We start from the raw sequence: 18,641 nt of genomic DNA on the forward strand, positions 1-18,641 counted from the left end.
ATGACGCTCTTACAACAGGGAACCCGAGATCGCTTACGGATCAAACGCTTCGCCAGCCGCGCGGCATTAGGTGCTGCTGCGGCGCAGGATGTGGCCGCGTTTCTGCGTCAACGGCTGAGTGAACAGCATGTGGTGCGCATGGTGTTTGCCGCCGCGCCCTCGCAAAACGAGTTTCTCGGCGCGCTGGTTGCGGCCGCGGATATCGACTGGTCGCGCATTCATGCCTTCCATATGGACGAGTACATCGGGCTGGAGACGGATGCGCCGCAGCGTTTCAGCCACTTTTTACGCCAGAAGCTGTTTGATGTGGTGCAGCCTGGCGAAGTTCACTTGATCCCATCTTGCGGCGATCCTGCCGCGATCTGTGCGGATTACGCGGCAAAACTTACCGCTGCACCGATTGATGCGGTGTGTCTGGGGATTGGCGAGAACGGCCATTTAGCCTTCAACGATCCGCCAGTGGCCGACTTCAACGATCCTATCACCGTTAAGGTGGTGCAACTGGATAATACCTGCCGCCAGCAGCAGGTTAACGATGGCTGTTTCGCCAGTTTCGAGGCGGTACCGACGCATGCCGTGACGCTAACGATTCCCGCCTTGATGAGCGGTGCGCGGCTGTTCTGCATGGTGCCGGGTGCGAGCAAACGCGCGGCGGTGCGCGCAACGCTTGAGGATGCGATCTCCACCGCGTGTCCGGCGACGTGTCTGCGCCAGCATGCCGATTGTACGCTCTATACCGACAGCGATGCCTGCCCGGAGGTGACCTTTGACTAACCTCATTTTGCGCGGTCGCGATTACCGCACGCTGCAACCGATTGAGCTGGAGATTGAGCACGGCACCATTAGTGATGTGCGCGCGCTGAATAAACTGGAAGAGGAGATCATCCTCGCGCCGGGCTTGGTCGATCTGCAGGTCAACGGCTTTCAGGGCGTCGATTTCAACCACTTTCCTTTTAGCGAAGAGGATGTGCTAAACGCCACGTGCGCGCTGTGGCAGCAGGGCGTCACCAGCTTTCTGCCAACGGTGATCACCGCCATGCCGGAGGAAATTGCGCAGGCGATGCAGCGACTCGCCAGCGCCCGCCAGCATCATCCTGACGTGGCACGCGCCGTTCCGGGGTTTCATCTGGAAGGACCTTTTTTGTCGCCTGAAGATGGGCCGCGCGGTGCGCATCCGCGCGAGGCGATTCGCGCACCGGATATTGCGCTGTTCGACAGCTGGCAGCAAGCCGCGCAGCAGCATATTCGCCTGCTCACGCTGTCGCCGGAATGGCCGCACAGCGATGCGCTGATCAAACATTGTGTGGCGCAGCAGGTGCGCGTCGCCATTGGGCATACGTCCGCCACGCCAGCGCAAATTCACGCGGCGGTTGACGCGGGCGCGACGCTCTCCACCCATCTCGGCAACGGCGCGCATCTGCAACTGCCGCGTCATCCCAATTACATCTGGCAGCAGCTGGCGGAAGATGCGCTGACGGCCACGTTGATTGCCGATGGCGATCACCTGCCGGCGGACGTGTTGAAAGTGTTCCTGCGTGCCAAAGGCGAGCAGGCGCTGCTGGTCAGTGACGTCACCTCGTTCGCTGGGCAGCCGCCGGGCATCTACGACACCGCGATTGGCGGCCGCGTGCAGCTTAGCGCTAGCGGACGCCTGAGCATCGCCGATGCGCCGCAGCTGCTGGCGGGATCGGCGCGTGGTTTGCTGGAGGGCGTGAACTTCCTGCTGCGCCACCAGCTGGCGACGCTGGCGCAGGCGATTGAGATGGCGTCTGTTCGTCCGGCGCGGCAGCTCAATCTGCCACAGCAGCAAGGTTTGGCCTGCGGCGCACCCGCCGATGTGCTGCTGCTGGCTGCTCAGGCGGACGGCGGCGTGGCTTTACGCGGCTGTGTGAAGCAAGGCGCTGTCGTGTGGCGGGATGGTGAAGATTATCTTTAGCGAATAAACAATAACTTACCTACCTCAGCGCGTTGTTGATGCGGACAAATCACCATGCTTTGCCAGGCTTACTCTTTGTAGGGATTTGCTGAATACCTCAAAAACCACAAGAAAGGAGGCCTAACGTGAGCTATCAAACTGTCGTGGAACTCAAGTCGCTGGCACAGCGCAAACCCACTAAATTTACCGTCGGCGACACCGATGTGGTACTGATTCGTGACGATGAGCGGGTGCAGGCGTTTCAGGCCAAATGCCCGCACGCCGGGGCGCCGTTAGAGCAGGGCGCGGTGTGTGGCGACAAGCTGATCTGTCCGTGGCACAAAGCGGTGTTTCAGCTGCAGGATGGGCAGATGTGCGAGCCGCTGGCGCTGGCGAATCTCAAGCGTTATCCGGTGCGCATCGAACAAGGCAAAGTGCTGGTCAGCCCGCAGGCGATGTCGCCCGCCAGTGCGCCCTCCGCACAAGGTGAGTCACCGGTATGCGTGATTCTCGGTTCGGGCGCGGCGGGAAGTGCGGCGATCTGGACGCTGCGCGATGAAGGTTTTAAAGGGCATATTGTGTTGATCGAGCGGGAATCGGCCGCACCTTACGATCGCACCGCACTGAGCAAATTCGTGCCGTCCGGCAAAATGGCGATTGAGGATGTACCTAAGCTGCTGCAGCAGGATGTGCTGGGTACGGTGGAGCGGATTCAGGGCGATGTCGAGCAGCTCAAAGCGCTTGAGCAAACGCTGATCCTTAAAGGCGGTCAGCAAGTGAAGTTTGACCAACTGCTCATTGCCAGCGGTGGCGTGCCGCAACCGCTCGATATACCGGGTAAAGATCTCGACGGCGTGCATCTGCTGCGATCGCTTAATCAGGCCGATGAGTTACTCAAAGAGGTGGATAAAACCGAACAGCTGGTGATTATCGGCAACAGCTTTATCGGCATGGAGATGGCAGGTTCGCTGCGTAATCGTGATGTTGATGTCACGGTGATTGCGCGCCAGCCGCTGCCGTTCGCTAAACAGTTTGGCGAAGAGATTGGCCGCCACTTTTACGATCTGCATCGCAGCAACGGCGTGAAGTTTGTCGAAGGTGATCCCGTGGCGCTGGAAGGCGAGGGCAAAGTCACTGCCGTGCGCCTGAAGAGTGGCAAAAAAGTTGATGCCAGCCTGGTGCTGTTTGGCACGGGCGTGGTGCCGGCGACCTCATTCATCCACGACCTGCCGCTGGAAGAAGATGGCAGCTTGCTCACCGACAGCCAGCTGCGCGTGGCCGATAACATCTGGGTGGCCGGTGATATCGCCAGTTATCCGTCGGTGCAGGGCCCACAACGCATTGAGCACTATCGCGTGGCGCACCAGCAAGGGCGCATCGCGGCGCTGAATATGTTAGGGAAACAGGTCTTGTATGACCGCGTGCCGTTCTTCTGGACCGCGCATTACGGTACCCGCTATGAGTATCTGGGGCATGCGGAAGAGTGGGACGATTACCGGCTGCTGGGATCGCTGCAGAATAAGCAGTTTATCGCTTTCTATTGTCAGGAGGGGATGATTACGGCGGTGTGTTCTGCCGGGTTATATACGCTGACAGCAGCGCTGGTGCAGGAGATGCAGCAGCCCATGACGCTGGCGCAGGGTATTGCGCTGTATGAGGCGTACGCAGCGGCCTGATGCCCTCTCCCACAGGGAGAGGGAGACGCAGCCACATGCCCGATCGGACCCCTCTCCCGCATGCGCGAGTTTGCCACATGCTCGATCAGTTCCCTCTCCCGCTTGCGGGAGTTTGCCACATGCTCGATCAGTTCCCTCTCCCGCTTGCGGGAGAGGGTTAGGGTGAGGGGCAAAGCGCACCGATCACTGCTTACTCAACGCCTCTGACTTCGCCATACACTGCTGCATCGCATTCATCACCGCGGCGCGGAAGCCTTTCTCTTCCAGCACTTTCACCGCTTCGATGGTGGTGCCGCCTGGCGAGCACACCATATCTTTCAGCTCGCCGGGATGCTTGCCGGTCTCCAGCACCATCTGCGCCGAGCCTTTGACCGCCTGCGCCGCAAACTGATATGCCTGCGCACGCGGCATGCCGCCGAGCACCGCCGCATCGGCCATCGCTTCGATAAACATAAACACATAGGCTGGCGCTGAGCCGCTCACGCCAACCACCGCGTGAATCAGGTATTCATTTACCACCGCCGCTTTGCCGAAGCTTTCGAAAATCCCCACCACTTCATCCACTTCATGCGCTTCCACCAGCACATTGGGTGTCACCGAGGTCATACCTTCGTTCACCAGTGATGGTGTATTGGGCATCACACGGATGATTTTGCGATCGTGGCCGAGCACCGATGCCAGAGAATCCAGCGTCACGCCTGCGGCGATCGAGACCACCAGCACATCTTTCTTCAGCTGGCCGGCAAGATCTTTCAGCACTTTGAGAATCACATTGGGTTTCACCGCGCCAAACAGAATATCCACTTCGCGCGCCAGACTTTCCACGCTGTCTGCGGCGGTGACGCCATATTGCTGCGCCATCGCCTGATTGGTGGCGGGCTTACGGTCGAATACCCAGATATTGGCGGGGGCGATCTGCCCGCTGTTGACCAGTCCGCTAATGATGGCTTTCGCCATATTTCCGCAGCCGACAAACCCGATTTTTTTATCCAGCATCGCTTTATCCTCTAAGTGGTTCATTTTCTGTGGGGGTAAGCTTACGTCAGCGAGGATTAATAACAAGGCGGGCGGCCAGCAAAAACAGTTGCCATTCTGCCGTAGCACGGCAAGATCAGCCTCATTGTCTGTGAAAAAGGAGTCATCATGTCGATTTGGGTTGATGCCGATGCCTGTCCCAATGTCATCAAAGAAGTGCTGTACCGCGCGGCTGAGCGCACCAAAGTTACCGTGACCTTTGTCGCCAACCAACCGCTGCGCGTGCCGCCGTCGCCGTGGCTGAAAACGCTGCAGGTTGCTGCCGGGTTTGACGTGGCGGATAACGAGATTGTGAAACGGGTGCAGCCCGGCGAGCTGGTGATCACCGGCGATATTCCGCTGGCGGCAGAAGTACTGGAGAAGGGCGCTGCGGCGCTGAATCCGCGCGGAGAGCGTTATTCAACAGACACCATTCGTCAGCGCTTAACCATGCGTGACTTTATGGAAACGATGCGCGCCAGCGGGATTCAGAGTGGCGGCCCGTCGACCTTAAGCCAACGCGACCGCCAACTGTTCGCCAATGAACTAGATAAGTGGTTACGTCAGCGCTGATCAGACGAAGCTATCATCGTCGTCAAAGTCGCCGCCGCTGCCAAAGTCACCGAAATCATTGTTGTCCGCCAGGTTGTTATCCCAGCCCGAGTTATCATTCAGGAACGCATTGTTGCTGTCGTTGCCGTTAAAGGTGTCGAGGCTGTTATCGACCTGCGGCAGCGCCGGTTCGTTGATGATGTTAACGATCTCTTCCGGCTGCGAATGGTGGAACATGCTGGTCAGCATATCCGCCATCACCACGCCGCCCGCCACGCCAACGGCCGTCTGCAATGCGCCGCCGAGGAAGCCGGTGCCGCGTGCCGCAGGCGCAGCAGATTGCTGCTGTGGTGGCGCATATTGCTGTTGTGGCTGCGGCGGTGGATTCCCCCACGCTGGCTGTTGTTGCGCCGCCGGGCGCGATCCGCCACCAAACAGGCTGGAAAGAAAACCGCCGCTGCTCTGCTGCGGTGCCTGTTGCTGCTGCGCCTGCGCCAGACGATTTTCCAGATCCGTAACCTGCGCATTAAGCTTTTTCAGCGCCGCTTCCTGAATCAGGATCGCCTGTGACATGTAGTAAGGCGCGCCGGGCTGATTCTGTAAATGCTGTTTGATTAACTGCTCTGCGCCAGCATCACGCGGGCCGCTTTGCGTCTCAGCCTGTTTCAGTCGGCTGAACAGGTTTTCAATAAGTTGTTGTTCTTCGCTTTGCATGGGGAACCCTCCGTTAAGGATGCCTCATATATGAGGGCGCGACCGAAGAAAGTAAATCAGCGGCCTGGTAAGGAAATGTTGGCCGCTGTTACATTTGGCCCGATGCACGATTCATGCATTGTTTTTTGCAGTTTAATCAAACGACTAGCTTAGGATGTGACTGAAATACGCGTAAATCGTGCCTCGCGGGTGGCTGATAAAATAAAATCCAGGTATTATGCGACGCATTATTGACCTGATGACGTTGCCCGTGCGGCACATTACGGCGGAGGATGAGCCCGGATGTCATTACCCATCTATCTGATCGGCGCACGCGGTTGCGGTAAAACCACGGTTGGCCAGGCGCTGTCGCAAGCGCTGGGCTATTTCTTCAACGATACCGATCACTATTTGCAACTCACTACGCAACGCAGCGTGGCGGAGATTGTCGCATCTGAAGGGTGGGATAGCTTCCGCGCCCGCGAAACGGAATCGCTGCGCGCGGTCACCGCTCCGAATACGGTCATCGCCACCGGCGGCGGCATGGTGCTGGCGGAAGTGAATTGTCGCTTTATGCGCGAACACGGCCAGGTGATTTGGCTGAACGCGCCTTCAGACGTGCTGGCCGATCGTCTGGAACATCAGCCGGAAGCCGCGCAGCGTCCCACCTTAACCGGCCGCCCGATTGCCGAAGAGATGGGCGATATTTTGCGTGAGCGTGCTCATTTGTATCGCCAAACCGCGCATCATGAAGTCAACGCGATGCAATCGCCCGATCGCGTAGTAGAGCAAATTCTGCAATCGCTCTCTTTAGCGCGCGCCAGCTAAACCCTCAGATTTCTCTCTGTTTCTTTGCAGCGATCCTCAGTTGTCTATACTTAGCGTTAGGCAGAGGATCACCGCTGTCTGTGGACAACTGATAGAAGAGGGAAAACAATGCCAACGAAACCACCCTATCCGCGCGTCGCGCGTATTGTCGCCGTTGAAAAAGGTTCGGCGGATCAAACCGTCACCTGGTATGAATTACGTGCCGACCATCCCAAACCCGATACATTAATAAGCGAACACAAAAGCGAAACCGAAGCGCAAGATGCCAAAGAGCGCTACGAAGACGCTGAAAAAGATTAAGTTTACCCGTCATATTTCAAGCTGCAGGTGCGTTGGCTGCATGTGTTCACCCCAGTCACTTACTTAAGTAAGCTCCTGGGGGATTCACCCATTTGCCGCCTCCCTGCAACTTGAACTCTATAGGGTAAAGAATTCAGCCGAAAAACTGCAATATTCCAAAAAAGTTACACACTTTCCTGCGGAATATTTAACTCACCTGATTACGTCATTTATTTCCCACTTCACGCCGTATTTTATTCTGCCTTAAATTCCCTCAGAAACGTCCGGCTTAAAATTTGCGCTTGACCGTCAAAGCGTCGCGCTTTACTTTCTGGTTATTGAAAGAGGAACTGTGTTCCATATAGTGAAACCAACGCCATGACCACACTAGAAAATGCCTCCGCTGTACTGAAGCTGTTTCAGCGCTTTGGCGTGACGCAGGGCCATCCCGGCTTGACCTTTACCGAGGTGGTGGATGCGTTAGGCATGCCGAAAAGCACGGTCTCGCGCCTGTTAGCGACCATGGAGAGTGAAGGCTTACTTGAGCGTGACACTGAAAGTCGCTGCTTCCAGATTGGTCGCGTGCTGCTGTCGGTGGCGGGTCACTATCTGTCGACGCCGCTAGTGGATAGCGCGTCGGCGCCGATGGCGCGCCTGGCGGCCAGCAGCGGTTGCATGGGTTATATCTCGGTGTTGGATGGCGACGATGTGCTGGTGATGCGCATGTATCACGGCCGCTTCTTCACCCAGTTGGTGACGCCGCCGGGCTCGCGCGTTTCATTAACCGGCACTTCGACCGGACGCGTGCTACTGGCGCAGCTCAGTGATGACGAGGTTCGCGAACGTTTTGCCAGCAACTGGCAGGCGGCTTCGATGAACTCGCCGCTGAGCGTCGATGCGTTATGCAAAGAGTTAGCGGTAATTCGTCAGCAAGGCTGGGCACTGGCGCGCAATGAGACGCTGCCGGGCATCAGTTCGCTGGCGGTCGCGGTAACCAATAAACATCGCGGTGAAAGTGCCGCGCTCTGTCTCTCGTTTTTATCGCAAGAAGCGGCGCCCGGATATCCGGAGAGGCTGCTCAGCGAACTACGCGCAACGGCTGCACTGATGGCCGAAAAATACGGCGCATAATCCTGTCCAAAACAGGAAACCCTATTTTAGTTTTGAAGGCGTTTATTCGCGCCACACCAGGGAAATAGCAGGTCTTCGGACCTGCTTATTTCAATAATCAGGGAACGATTAATATAAAAACGTTGATGTCCCGCGTGTCGGGCACTTCGAATTAAAGCGTTTTCTACAGGGTGAAAATACGGGGATCTCATGCGTCAAAATAATCCAATAAAAAGCGTTGGCGTTGCCTTAATGCTGGTTCTGCTGTCCGTTGCCGGCGCCATCATTGGGGTTCAGCTTATTACCACCATTGGGGTAACACCCAATACCTCTATTATCGGCGCACTTTTTGCCATGCTGCTGGCGCGTATTCCGCTGCAATGGTTTCGTCGCTATCGCTCCATTGAAGTACAAAACCTCGCGCAAACCGCCATCTCCTCGGCCACCTTCGGTGCGGCCAACAGCCTGTTAATGCCGATTGCGGTGCCGTGGGCGCTGGGTGAGCCGCAGCTGGTGCTGCCGCTGTTTGTTGGCGTCAGCGCGGCGATGCTGCTCGATGCTTATTTACTCTATCGTCTATTTGATACCCGCGTCTTCCCGGCCAGCAATGCGTGGCCGCCGGGCGTGGCGGCAGCCGAAGCGATCAAAGCCGGTGACAAAGGCGGTCGTCAGGCTTGGCTGCTGGTGGTGGGGATTGTTGGCGGCATCGTGGGTTCGATGCTGAAGATCCCGATGTCGGCATTTGGTACCGCGTTTATCGGTAATATCTGGGCGCTCAGCATGCTCGGTATGGGTTTCCTGCTGCGCGCCTACGCGCAACCGGTTGCTGGCATTGATATCAACGCACTCTATATTCCGCACGGCGTGATGGTCGGTGCCGGTTTGGTGGCGTTGATTCAGGTGGTGCAGGTGATTCGCAGCCGCCGCAATGATCAGGTCAACGTCAGCCGTAGCGACAGCGAAGTCAAACGTTCGCTGGGTTTCGGCACTGTGGGCTATATCGTCATCTCCACGCTGCTGGCGCTGGCGGGCGGTCTGTGGAGCCAGATGGGCCTGCCGATGCTGGTGCTGTTTATCCTTTACGCCGCCTTTGCTGCCTTCGTGCATGAATTGATTGTTGGTATCGCCGCCATGCACTCTGGCTGGTTCCCGGCCTTTGCGGTGGCGCTGATCACCCTGATTCTCGGTATTCTGCTCGGCTTCCCGCCGCTGGCCTTGTGCCTGCTGTGTGGCTTTACCGCCGCTACCGGTCCGGCGTTTGCCGATATGGGTTATGACCTGAAAGCCGGCTTTATCCTGCGCGGTAACGGTGCCGATGTGCAGCAAGAGCTGTGGGGCCGCCGTATCCAGCTGATCGCCGCGATGATTGCCTTTGTGATCTGTATTCCCGTGGTGTGGTACGCGCACACCATTTTCTTTGCCGAGAATCTGCTGCCGCCGGTGGCGCGCGTCTATGCCAAAACCATTCAGGCCGGTGCCGAACCGGGGATTGCCGGCAACCTGCTGATGTGGGCGATTCCGGGCGCGATTATTCAGTTGATCGGCGGACCGAAACGTCAGCTTGGCGTCCTGCTGGCGACCGGCTTGTTAATCAACAACGCCGCGGCAGGTTGGGCGGTGATGGTGGGCATCGCGCTGCGCATTATCATCCTGCGCGTGTGGGGCGAGCGTGGACGTTCACCGATGGAGGTGATGGCTGCCGGATTTATCGCGGGCGATGCGCTCTACAGCTTCTTCCATTCACTTTTTGCCAGCGGCAGCAAAAAATAATCCAGGAAATTGATGATGAGTTTACAGCAGACACTGCAGGTCTTTGAGTTACTCGATAGCGCTTACATCGATGGCCAACAGGTGGTCGATCTGTTCGCGGCCTATCCGGGCGTCACCGCCAGCACGAAACGCGTTAGCGGGCCAAAAGGGCGGACCGATTTCGTCCGCATCGATATCCCCGGTGCGCAGGGCAAAAGCAACGGCGGCAGTGCGCCAACACTCGGCATCATTGGCCGTCTCGGCGGTATTGGTGCGCGTCCAACGCGCATTGGTATGGTATCGGATGCCGATGGCGCCGTCGCGGCGGTGAGCAGTGCGTTGAAGCTGGCGCAGATGCAGACCAAAGGCGACGTGCTGGCCGGTGATGTGATTATCACCACCCACATCTGCCCGGATGCGCCAACCCGTCCGCACGAGCCAGTCGATTTCATGGATTCGCCGTGCGACGACATCACCATGAATGACAACGAAGTGATCGCTGGTGTTGATGCGATTCTGTCGATCGATACCACCAAAGGTAACCGCATTCTCAATCACAAAGGCTACGCGCTGTCGCCGACGGTGAAAGAGGGCTACATCCTGCGCGTGTCAGAAGATCTGTTACGCATCATGGAGATGACCAGCGGCAAACCGGCGGTTACCTTCCCGATCACCACGCAGGACATCACGCCATACGGCAACGGGGTTTATCACCTCAACAGTATTTTGCAACCTTCCACCGCGACGGATGTGCCGGTGGTCGGCGTGGCGATCTGTGCCGAATCGGTGGTGCCGGGCTGCGGCACCGGCGCCAGCCACGAAGTGGATATCGCTTTAGCCGTGAAGTTTGCGGTCGAAGTGGCGAAAGAGTTCGGGCGTGAAACCTGTCACTTCTACGACCCACAAGAGTACGCGCTGCTGCTCTCTTTGTATGGTAGTCTCAGCCATCTGCGCACCCGGAAAGCCTGATGATGAACATCTCCCTGGTCACACTGACGATTGGTCAATCACCGCGCAACGACATTCTGCCGCTGCTGCTGGAATATCTGCCCGCCGATCAGGTGGCGCATGCCGGTTTACTCGACGGCCTGACGCTAGCCGAAGTTGAGCTGCAGTATGCGCCCGCGCCGGGCGACAAGGTGCTGGTATCGCGTATGACCAGCGGCGAGCAGGTGCGCCTGTCCGTAGCAAAAGTGGAGCAGGGACTGCAACGTAAGATCAACGCGCTGGAGCAGCAGGGCTATGACACCATTTTGCTGCTGTGCACCGGCGAGTTTGGCGCGCTGAAAACCCAATCCGCTTTGCTGCTGGAACCCGATCGCATTATCCCACCGCTGGTACGCGCGATTGTGCAAGATCATAAGGTCGGGATTGTGGTGCCGGTGGAAGAGCAGATTGCCGAGCAGGCCAACAAGTGGCGCAACTTGATCACTCCGCCGTGTTTTGCCGTTGCCAGCCCGTATCTGGCGGAGCAGGCCGATTTGGTGGAAGCGGGATTGTCGCTGCAGGAGCAGGGCGCGGATGTGGTGGTGCTGGATTGCATCGGCTATCACCAGCAGCACCGCGATTTCCTGCAGAAAATGCTGGGCATTCCGGTACTGCTGTCGAACGTGCTGGTGGCCAAGCTGGCGGCAGAATTGATCGTCTAACGCAGGGAGATCACAAGTTGCGATATGTGGCGCTAATTCGCGTGACAGATCAGCGAGTTCCTTAGTAATCTGCCAGTCACGATAATGTGCTGTGAGGAAGTAATATGCTCAATACAAGTGAGTATTTCGACGGAAAAGTGAAATCCATTGGTTTCGACAGCGTGACCATTGGCCGTGCCAGCGTTGGCGTGATGGCCGAAGGTGAATACACCTTCGGCACCAATCAACCGGAAGAGATGACGGTGGTGAGCGGCGCGCTGAAAGTGCTGCTGCCGGGCGAAACCGAGTGGAAATGGTACGAAGCTGGCACCAGCTTCAACGTGCCAGGCCAAAGCGAATTCCATCTGCAGGTGGCAGAGCCTTCTTCTTATCTGTGCCGCTACCTCTAAACTCAAGCTTTAGAACATCTTAAACCTGCGACTTCTGTTGAAGCGCAGGTTTTTTTATTGCTCGCCCCACGAAAATCCTGCTGGTTTGTCGTGGGGTCACCCTTAATGGCGATCAGGATCGAGGAGATTAACGCTTCGCTTCGCCGCCTAACGCTTCGACCAGATTGCCGATCAGCGCGGCCAGTTCGCTGGTCATCAGAATAAAATCGGCATCGAAACGCTGGGCGAAATCATCGCGGTCGATGTCATCATTCTGCTCACGCAGCGTGTCGCTGAACTTCAAACGCTTCACTGAAGCATCATCGGCGATAACGAACTGAATGCGTTCCTGCCAGTCAAGCGCTAGCTTAGTGACCACTTTGCCGGCTTCAATGTGTGTAGCGATTTCGTCGGAAATCAGATCCTGCTTCTTACAGCGGATCACGCCGCCATCTTCCAGCATGGCTTTCAGCTCGGCTTCATCCATCAGGGCAAAACCGGCTGGCAGCTCACCTGAGCGCACCCATTCGGTCAGCGTCAGCTCGATCGGATTCTCCAGCGTCAGCGGTACCACCGGCAGCGAACCGAGGCTTTTACGCAGCAGCGCCAGCGTGTCTTCGGCTTTTTTGGCGCTGGCACAGTCGACGATGATCAGATTGTTAACGGTGTCGATCCACATATACGTCTGGCTGAAACGGCTAAACGCGCGTGGCAGCAAGCTGTGCAGCACTTCATCTTTCAGCGAATCTTTCTCGGTCTTCTTCAGCTTGCGGCTCTGTTCTGCTTCCAGCTTGTCGATTTTGGCTTCCAGCGCCTGCTTCACCACCGGCGACGGCAGAATCTTCTGCTCGGTGCGTGCACAAATCACCATCTGACCGTTGATTTCGTGCGTCAGCGCTTCGCTGCGGTTGCCCATCGGTGAAACCCAGCCGGTTTTCGCCATATCCTGGCTGCCGCATGGCGAAAAGGTAAAGGCGTCGAGCTGTTTTTCCAGATCGTCTGCGGACAGCGGAATGTCACGATTCAGACGATAAACCATCATATTTTTAAACCACAACATCGGGATTCCTTACCGTGGGTGCGATCGGGCGCACAAGTCTCAAAGTCAGCGCGCATGATAGCGAAACATCGGATTGGTTTCATTGCCTTTCCCGATTCAGCCTTCTACTGTATTGGTCACCAGAACGAATAATGAGGAATAAATCGTGCGCATCGGGATTGATTTAGGCGGGACCAAAATTGAAGTGATTGCACTGTCTGATCAGGGTCAGGAACTGTTCCGTCATCGCGTTAACACGCCGCGTGACGACTACGCTGCCACGGTTCAGGCGATTGTCGATTTAGTGCTGCTGGCGGAGGAGAAAACCGGCCAGCAGGGCACGGTCGGCATCGGCATTCCCGGCACGATTTCGCCCTACACGCAACGGGTGAAGAATGCCAACTCCACCTGGCTGAACGGTCAGCCGCTGGATAAGGATTTAGCGCAGGCGCTGAATCGTGACGTGCGCATCGCCAACGACGCGAATTGTCTGGCGGTTTCCGAAGCGGTAGATGGCGCGGGCGCGGGTCAGCCGCTGGTATTTGCGGTGATTATCGGCACCGGATCGGGCGCGGGCGTAGCGATTGGCGGTGAGTCGCGCATTGGCGGTAACGGCAATGCTGGTGAGTGGGGCCACAATCCGCTGCCGTGGATGGATGAGGATGAATTGCGCCATCGCGCGGAAGTGCCCTGTTACTGTGGCTTGCAGGGCTGCATTGAGACCTTTGTATCGGGTACCGGCTTCGCTATCGATTATCAGCGTCTGAGCGGTAAAGCGCTGAAAGGCGCGGAGATCATCAAGCTGATTGAGCAGCAGGATCCGGTGGCGGAACTGGCGATGAATCGCTACGAAATGCGTCTGGCGAAATCGCTGGCGCAGGTCGTGAATCTGCTGGATCCCGATGTGATTGTGTTGGGCGGCGGCATGAGTAACAACGATCGCCTGTACCAAACCGTGCCGGCGCTGATGAAGCAGTGGGTGTTTGGCCGCGAGTGTGAAACGCCAGTGCTGAAGGCGGTACATGGCGATTCAAGCGGCGTGCGCGGGGCGGCGTGGTTGTGGCCGTTGAAAGGGTAGTTTCTTTTACGCACCTCTGTATGTGCTCGCTTTCCCCCTCCTCGGTCCTCCCCCATAAATGGGGGAGGAAGATGCTGCTATATGTGAGTTTGGATGCTGCATGTGGCAGCGTCTCCTTCCCCCGCTTGCGGGGGAAGGCCGGGATGGGGGACAGCGTGCACACTTCCATCAATGGGGGAGGAAGATGCTGCAATATGTGAGTTTGGATGCTGCATGTGGCAGCATCTCCTTCCCCCGCTTGCGGGGGAAGGCCGGGATGGGGGACAGCGTGCACACTTCCATCAATGGGGGAGGAAGATGCTGCTATATGTGAGTTTGGATGCTACATGTGGCAGCGTCTCCTTCACCCGTTTACGGGGGAAGGCTGGGATGGGGGACAGCCAGCACTAACCCACTCACTCACCCACTAACATCGAATCCTGCGGCGCGTTATCGCGCTGGGCTTTAGTCGCCAGGAAGTAGACATATCCCACCGCCATAATCGCCACAAACAAGCCGCCAATCACCGGGTTAAACCACAGCATCGCCACCAGACACACCAGCGACAGCACCAGCGCAATGCCCGGCACAATCGGATAGCCAGGCGCACGGAAGCTGCGTTCCATCTCTGGCGCAGTGCGACGCAGTTTAAACAGGCTCAGCATACTCATCAGATACATCACAATCGCGCCGAACACCGCCATGGTGATCATCGCAGCGGTCAGCGTCATGCCTTGCAGATTAATGAAACCATCGCTGTAGATCGCGGCGATGCCAATCAAACCGCCGGCGATAATCGCGCGGTGCGGCGTCTGAAAGCGCGACAGCTTCGCCAGACTTTGCGGCAGATAACCGGCGCGGGCGAGGGCGAAGAACTGGCGCGAATAGCCGAGAATAATGCCGTGGAAGCTGGCAATCAGGCCAAACAGACCAATCCACACCAGCATGTGCATCCAGTTGGAGTTTTCACCCACAATCATCTTCATCGCCTGCGGCAGCGGATCGTTGATGTCCGACAGCTTGCGCCAGTCGCCAGCGCCACCGGCCAGCAGCATCACGCCAATCGCCAGCACCACCAGCGTCAAAATGCCGGTGATATAGGCTTTGGGAATGGTGCGCTTCGGATCTTTGGCTTCTTCGGCCGCCATCGCCGCGCCTTCAATCGCCAGGAAGAACCAGATGGCGAACGGAATCGCGGCGAAGATGCCAGACATCGCCGGCATGCCGAAGTGATCGCTACCCGCCCAGCCGTTAGCGGCAAAGTTGGCGATGCTGAAGCCCGGCGAAACCACGCCCATAAACACCAGCAGCTCCAGAACCGCCAGCACCGTGACCACCAATTCGAACATCGCCGCCAGCTTGACGCCGAGAATGTTCAGCGTCATGAAGACGATATAGGCGCCGACCGCGGCGGTTTTCGGATTGAGATCGGGATATTGCACGTTGAGGTAAGCGCCAATCGCCATGGCAATCGCCGGCGGTGCGAACACGAACTCAATCAGCGTGGCGAGGCCCGCGATCAAGCCGCCGGTTTCACCGAACGCGCGGCGGCTATAGGCAAACGGGCCGCCTGCATGCGGAATCGCGGTGGTTAGTTCGGTAAAGCTGAAAATGAAGCAGGTATACATGGTGGCGATCATCGCGGTGGTGATCAGAAATCCCAGCGTGCCCGCCACGCCCCAGCCGTAACTCCAGCCAAAATATTCCCCGGAAATCACCAGTCCAACCGCAATGCCCCACAAATGCAGGGTGCCCAGCGTGGGTTTGAGCTTATTCGTCATCGTCTTCTCCCCGTCGTCATTGTTGGTGCGGCAGCTTCACCGCGCTTTTTTATCTTTGCGCTACAGTGAAGTGATAATGCCGCTGCCTGGCGCGGGAAAACTTGACGCGGGCGCAGTGAGTTTTGTCCTCCACGGTCAACTCTGAGGCAAGAAAAGTGCCAGATGCACGCTGCGGTCAACTTTGGGTTGTCTGCGGTCAAGCAGTCAGGACGACGTCATCCCATGCTGATACCACTTGCTTGATGCTGGAGATTGATGAATGAGTGCCGAACAGTCCGATACCTTAACCGATACTGAAATCACCCTGCTGGCGCATCAGGCGCTGGCCCGTTATCCCGCGGCACTGCGCGGCGAACTCAAGCTGCTGTGCCGGTCGGAAAATGCCACCTTCCTGTTGCAGGCGGCGGGCAAACGCTACGCGCTGCGTCTGCATCGTCCTAACTATCACAGCAAAGCGGACATTCAGAGCGAGCTGCTGTGGCTGGATGCGCTGCGTGACATTGGCATCATGGTGCCGCAGGCGATCCCGGCCAGTGAGGGTGAGACCGTGCTGACGCTGCTGATGGCAAACGGCGACGAGCGATACGCCGTGTTGTTCCACTGGATTGAGGGTGACATGCCCACCACCGATGTCGATCCCAAAGCGTTTCAGCAGCTGGGGCACATCACCGCGCGCTTGCATCAGCACAGCCGCAGCTGGCAGAAACCGGCGGGTTTTCAGCGCATCATCTGGGATCATCACACCATGGTCAGCGATCATAGCCATTGGGGACGCTGGCAGGATGCGCCGAACCTCAATCCGGCCGATCACGGCATCGTCGCCGAAGCGGTAGCGCGCGTCGGGCAGGAGCTACAGGGCTTTGGCAAAGGGGCGGATCGTTATGGTTTGATCCACGCCGATCTGCGTCTGACCAACCTGCTGCTGCATAAAGGCGAAACGCGGGTGATCGACTTTGATGACTGCGGACTCGGCTGGTATCTGCACGATCTGGCGGCGGCGATCAGTTTTGTTGAGCACCATCCGCGCGCCGCCGAATGGGTGGATAACTGGATCCTCGGTTACGAAAAAGTGGCGCATATCAGTGATGACGAGATGGCGCTGGTGCCGACGCTGCTGATCCAGCGCCGCATTCAGATGACGGCGTGGATGGGATCACACGCGGAAACGGAAATGGCACTGAGCCTTGGGCCGCGCTGGGCCGATCACTCGGTGCGCCTCTGCCGACGTTATCTGGAAACCAATCAGCTGCCGGTTGGCGTTTGATGCACCAGCAGTGAGCAGCTTTGCGCTGTCGCGGCGCAGCAAAGGTCGCCATTCATGGCGACCCTGCGACAAAATCCGCAAATCATCCGCCTGGTACGAATATTGCTGGAATCCTCAACCTGTTTCACTCGCGCCACACGCAGAGGTTCCGATGCAATCACTCATAACACCCACTGAAGCCTTTAGCGCCTTGTCCGTCAGCGCCAGCAACCGCGGCGTTTTGGCGGCGGCGGCCACCGGACTGAGCGGGTTTATCACTGACAAAGGCGGCGATGTCGATCGTATTTTTGGCATCAGCGGCATCAACTCCGAACTGCTGGCGAGCCCCACGCTAAGCCTGGGTTTGGTGAACTACTGCCGCGTGATGGAAGAGGCAGCGCGTCATTCCGGTTTTGATAACTTCGGTTTGCATTACGGCAAGCAGTTCAAACCGCAGTCATTAGGCTTGATTGGGTATATCGGCCTCTGTTCGCCCACGCTGGAGCAGGCGCTGCACAACGTGGTGAACGCCTTTCCGTGGCATCAGCACGACACGCTGACGCGGCTGGTGGATAAAGGCGAGTGCTGGCGGCTCGATTATCAGGTGCGCCACGGTGCGATCCTCTCCAGACGTCAGGATGCGGAGCTGACGCTCGGCATGTTCCTCAACTTGATCCGCCACGTTGCCGGCAAAAACTGGGCACCGCGTGAAGTGCACTTCGAACATCCGCGCCCGGAGCAGTGGCACGAGCACTGCAAAGTATTTGATGCGCCGGTGTGGTTTGATCAACCGTTCAACTCATTACTGATCCCGAAACGCGATCTGCTGCGCAGCATGCCGGAACAAGATCCGATGTTGCTGATGGTGATGCAGGATGCTATCCGCCGCCTGAACAGTTGTGCCAGCCTGCAAAGCGTGGTGGAGCAGGCGCGATCGCAGGTCAATCTGTCACTGATGCAGGGCGAACCGGTGCTGGAAGATATTGCCGAAAAAATGGGCCTGTCGAGCTGGTCGCTGCAACGGCGGCTGCGTGAAGAGGGCATCAGTTTCACGGCGCTGGTGGACAAGGTACGCTGCGAGATGGCGACGCACTATCTGCAACAGAAGCAGCTGCCAATCTCAGAGATGGCGCTGCTGCTCGGCTATTCCGAAGTCAGCGCCTTCTCCCGCGCCTTCCGCCGCTGGTTTGGCATCAGCCCGCGCCAGTGGCGCCAGGATGGCTCGGCGTTGCCGGGGCAAAACCGAACCACGCTGGCTGGCTAGCGTCCGGTGGCGGCGGTAAATCTTTGCTTTGACCAATCAACTGCCAGGCGCGCAGGCACAGCGTTTCGTCGCCTTGCGTCTGCGTCACCGCGTAGCGCCCGCTGTTTTGCCACTCAAGCCGCACCAGACATTGCTGACCGGCATAACGGCGCGCATCGCGGAAATGCTGGTTGAGCTGATGCTGCATCTCATCAGCCCACTTGCAGGATGCGCTGCCCGGCGCGCTCTGCGGCTGACACAGATTGGCGATGCTATCCTGTTGCTTTGGCTCAGAATGCTGACAAGCGCTGAGGCCCACAACAATCATTAACCCGCCCAATAATCCCGCCATTCGATTAATTAAATTCATTAATATGCCTGTACTTTCACTAAAGTTCCTCTCTCTCACTGCCGACAGTCTACAGACCGACTCAACCAATGCTAT

General features: G+C 57.6%; 19 protein-coding genes. 14 read left to right on the forward strand and 5 right to left on the reverse strand.

What is annotated here, in order from left to right; translation table 11 throughout:
* The 3 genes from P6287_RS04610 to P6287_RS04620 all read left to right on the forward strand — a co-directional run bounded on the left by P6287_RS04610 (position 1) and on the right by P6287_RS04620 (position 3,591).
* Positions 1–774: a 6-phosphogluconolactonase gene (locus tag P6287_RS04610; RefSeq protein WP_277974579.1), complete on the forward strand. Its 774-nt coding sequence runs from the start codon at positions 1–3 to the stop codon at positions 772–774.
* A complete protein-coding gene (locus tag P6287_RS04615) occupies positions 767–1,936 on the forward strand; it encodes an amidohydrolase family protein (protein WP_277974580.1) in 1,170 nt (389 codons plus the stop codon). Before P6287_RS04610 ends, P6287_RS04615 begins: the two co-directional genes overlap by 8 nt.
* Before the next feature lie 125 nt (positions 1,937–2,061).
* Positions 2,062–3,591: an FAD-dependent oxidoreductase gene (locus P6287_RS04620; protein WP_192415348.1), complete on the forward strand. Its 1,530-nt coding sequence runs from the start codon at positions 2,062–2,064 to the stop codon at positions 3,589–3,591.
* Between the two features lie 183 nt (positions 3,592–3,774).
* Here P6287_RS04620 and proC read toward each other — a convergent pair whose 3' ends face one another.
* Complete coding sequence (gene proC / locus P6287_RS04625) at positions 3,775–4,587, reverse strand: pyrroline-5-carboxylate reductase (RefSeq protein WP_277974581.1); 813 nt, start codon at positions 4,585–4,587, stop codon at positions 3,775–3,777.
* A gap of 147 nt (positions 4,588–4,734) precedes the next feature.
* Here proC and P6287_RS04630 point away from each other — a divergent pair, with 147 nt between their 5' ends.
* Positions 4,735–5,178: a YaiI/YqxD family protein gene (locus P6287_RS04630; protein WP_008106050.1), complete on the forward strand. Its 444-nt coding sequence runs from the start codon at positions 4,735–4,737 to the stop codon at positions 5,176–5,178.
* Here the strand turns inward: P6287_RS04630 and P6287_RS04635 are convergent, their stop codons facing one another.
* Positions 5,179–5,871, reverse strand: a complete 693-nt coding sequence (locus tag P6287_RS04635; protein WP_101762473.1) for a DUF2076 domain-containing protein — start codon at positions 5,869–5,871, stop codon at positions 5,179–5,181. It abuts the gene before it with no gap.
* Positions 5,872–6,153: 282 nt separating this feature from the next.
* Between P6287_RS04635 and aroL the strand changes: the two genes are divergently transcribed.
* The 7 genes from aroL (at position 6,154) to ppnP (ending at position 11,854) form a co-directional block, all read left to right on the forward strand.
* On the forward strand, positions 6,154–6,678 hold the full coding sequence (gene aroL / locus P6287_RS04640) for a shikimate kinase AroL (RefSeq protein WP_277974582.1): 525 nt from the start codon (positions 6,154–6,156) through the stop codon (positions 6,676–6,678).
* Between the two features lie 108 nt (positions 6,679–6,786).
* The gene (locus P6287_RS04645) at positions 6,787–6,978 is read left to right on the forward strand and encodes a YaiA family protein (RefSeq protein WP_101762471.1); all 192 of its coding nucleotides are present in this window, start codon (positions 6,787–6,789) and stop codon (positions 6,976–6,978) included.
* A 357-nt stretch (positions 6,979–7,335) separates the two neighbouring features.
* Positions 7,336–8,088, forward strand: coding sequence for an IclR family transcriptional regulator (locus P6287_RS04650; RefSeq protein WP_101762470.1), 753 nt, complete (start codon positions 7,336–7,338; stop codon positions 8,086–8,088).
* Positions 8,089–8,277: 189 nt separating this feature from the next.
* On the forward strand, positions 8,278–9,837 hold the full coding sequence (locus P6287_RS04655; protein WP_110867769.1) for an OPT/YSL family transporter: 1,560 nt from the start codon (positions 8,278–8,280) through the stop codon (positions 9,835–9,837).
* A 15-nt stretch (positions 9,838–9,852) separates the two neighbouring features.
* Complete coding sequence (locus P6287_RS04660) at positions 9,853–10,785, forward strand: DUF1177 domain-containing protein (protein WP_110867768.1); 933 nt, start codon at positions 9,853–9,855, stop codon at positions 10,783–10,785.
* A 2-nt stretch (positions 10,786–10,787) separates the two neighbouring features.
* Entirely contained in the window at positions 10,788–11,465 is a 678-nt protein-coding gene (locus P6287_RS04665; protein ID WP_277974905.1) for an AroM family protein, read from the forward strand.
* A 104-nt stretch (positions 11,466–11,569) separates the two neighbouring features.
* Positions 11,570–11,854, forward strand: a complete 285-nt coding sequence (gene ppnP, locus P6287_RS04670; protein WP_101762466.1) for a pyrimidine/purine nucleoside phosphorylase — start codon at positions 11,570–11,572, stop codon at positions 11,852–11,854.
* A 127-nt stretch (positions 11,855–11,981) separates the two neighbouring features.
* On the opposite strand, the gene rdgC is transcribed toward ppnP, so the two are convergent.
* Positions 11,982–12,893: a recombination-associated protein RdgC gene (gene rdgC, locus P6287_RS04675; protein WP_101762465.1), complete on the reverse strand. Its 912-nt coding sequence runs from the start codon at positions 12,891–12,893 to the stop codon at positions 11,982–11,984.
* Positions 12,894–13,038: 145 nt separating this feature from the next.
* On the opposite strand from rdgC, the gene mak reads away from it, so the two are divergent.
* Positions 13,039–13,950 (forward strand): fructokinase, encoded by a 912-nt coding sequence (gene mak / locus P6287_RS04680; RefSeq protein ID WP_110867766.1) that lies wholly within the window; start codon positions 13,039–13,041, stop codon positions 13,948–13,950.
* 395 nt (positions 13,951–14,345) lie between these two features.
* Here the strand turns inward: mak and eat are convergent, their stop codons facing one another.
* Positions 14,346–15,710 (reverse strand): ethanolamine permease, encoded by a 1,365-nt coding sequence (gene eat / locus P6287_RS04685; RefSeq protein ID WP_061717487.1) that lies wholly within the window; start codon positions 15,708–15,710, stop codon positions 14,346–14,348.
* Positions 15,711–15,969: 259 nt separating this feature from the next.
* Between eat and P6287_RS04690 the strand changes: the two genes are divergently transcribed.
* On the forward strand, positions 15,970–16,974 hold the full coding sequence (locus P6287_RS04690; protein WP_192236726.1) for a phosphotransferase: 1,005 nt from the start codon (positions 15,970–15,972) through the stop codon (positions 16,972–16,974).
* A gap of 151 nt (positions 16,975–17,125) precedes the next feature.
* Positions 17,126–18,217 carry an AraC family transcriptional regulator gene (locus P6287_RS04695; RefSeq protein WP_210081256.1) on the forward strand — a complete coding sequence of 364 codons (1,092 nt, stop codon included), beginning with the start codon at positions 17,126–17,128 and terminating at the stop codon, positions 18,215–18,217.
* Here the strand turns inward: P6287_RS04695 and P6287_RS04700 are convergent.
* Complete coding sequence (locus P6287_RS04700) at positions 18,147–18,566, reverse strand: cell envelope integrity TolA C-terminal domain-containing protein (RefSeq protein WP_192414000.1); 420 nt, start codon at positions 18,564–18,566, stop codon at positions 18,147–18,149. The genes P6287_RS04695 and P6287_RS04700 overlap by 71 nt on opposite strands.
* Positions 18,567–18,641: the final 75 nt, after the last annotated feature.

The sequence above is a fragment of the Pantoea sp. X85 genome (assembly GCF_029623675.1).
GTDB classification, from domain to species: domain Bacteria; phylum Pseudomonadota; class Gammaproteobacteria; order Enterobacterales; family Enterobacteriaceae; genus Pantoea; species Pantoea leporis.

Coding starts and splice junctions, on each gene's coding strand:
- P6287_RS04610 (WP_277974579.1), top strand. CDS start 1: ATGACGCTCTTACAACAGGGAACCCGAGATCGCTTACGGATCAAACGC.
- proC (WP_277974581.1), bottom strand. CDS start 4,587: ATGCTGGATAAAAAAATCGGGTTTGTCGGCTGCGGAAATATGGCGAAA.
- P6287_RS04630 (WP_008106050.1), top strand. CDS start 4,735: ATGTCGATTTGGGTTGATGCCGATGCCTGTCCCAATGTCATCAAAGAA.
- P6287_RS04635 (WP_101762473.1), bottom strand. CDS start 5,871: ATGCAAAGCGAAGAACAACAACTTATTGAAAACCTGTTCAGCCGACTG.
- aroL (WP_277974582.1), top strand. CDS start 6,154: ATGTCATTACCCATCTATCTGATCGGCGCACGCGGTTGCGGTAAAACC.
- P6287_RS04645 (WP_101762471.1), top strand. CDS start 6,787: ATGCCAACGAAACCACCCTATCCGCGCGTCGCGCGTATTGTCGCCGTT.
- P6287_RS04650 (WP_101762470.1), top strand. CDS start 7,336: ATGACCACACTAGAAAATGCCTCCGCTGTACTGAAGCTGTTTCAGCGC.
- P6287_RS04655 (WP_110867769.1), top strand. CDS start 8,278: ATGCGTCAAAATAATCCAATAAAAAGCGTTGGCGTTGCCTTAATGCTG.
- P6287_RS04660 (WP_110867768.1), top strand. CDS start 9,853: ATGAGTTTACAGCAGACACTGCAGGTCTTTGAGTTACTCGATAGCGCT.
- P6287_RS04665 (WP_277974905.1), top strand. CDS start 10,788: ATGAACATCTCCCTGGTCACACTGACGATTGGTCAATCACCGCGCAAC.
- ppnP (WP_101762466.1), top strand. CDS start 11,570: ATGCTCAATACAAGTGAGTATTTCGACGGAAAAGTGAAATCCATTGGT.
- rdgC (WP_101762465.1), bottom strand. CDS start 12,893: ATGTTGTGGTTTAAAAATATGATGGTTTATCGTCTGAATCGTGACATT.
- eat (WP_061717487.1), bottom strand. CDS start 15,710: ATGACGAATAAGCTCAAACCCACGCTGGGCACCCTGCATTTGTGGGGC.
- P6287_RS04690 (WP_192236726.1), top strand. CDS start 15,970: ATGAGTGCCGAACAGTCCGATACCTTAACCGATACTGAAATCACCCTG.
- P6287_RS04695 (WP_210081256.1), top strand. CDS start 17,126: ATGCAATCACTCATAACACCCACTGAAGCCTTTAGCGCCTTGTCCGTC.
- P6287_RS04700 (WP_192414000.1), bottom strand. CDS start 18,566: ATGAATTTAATTAATCGAATGGCGGGATTATTGGGCGGGTTAATGATT.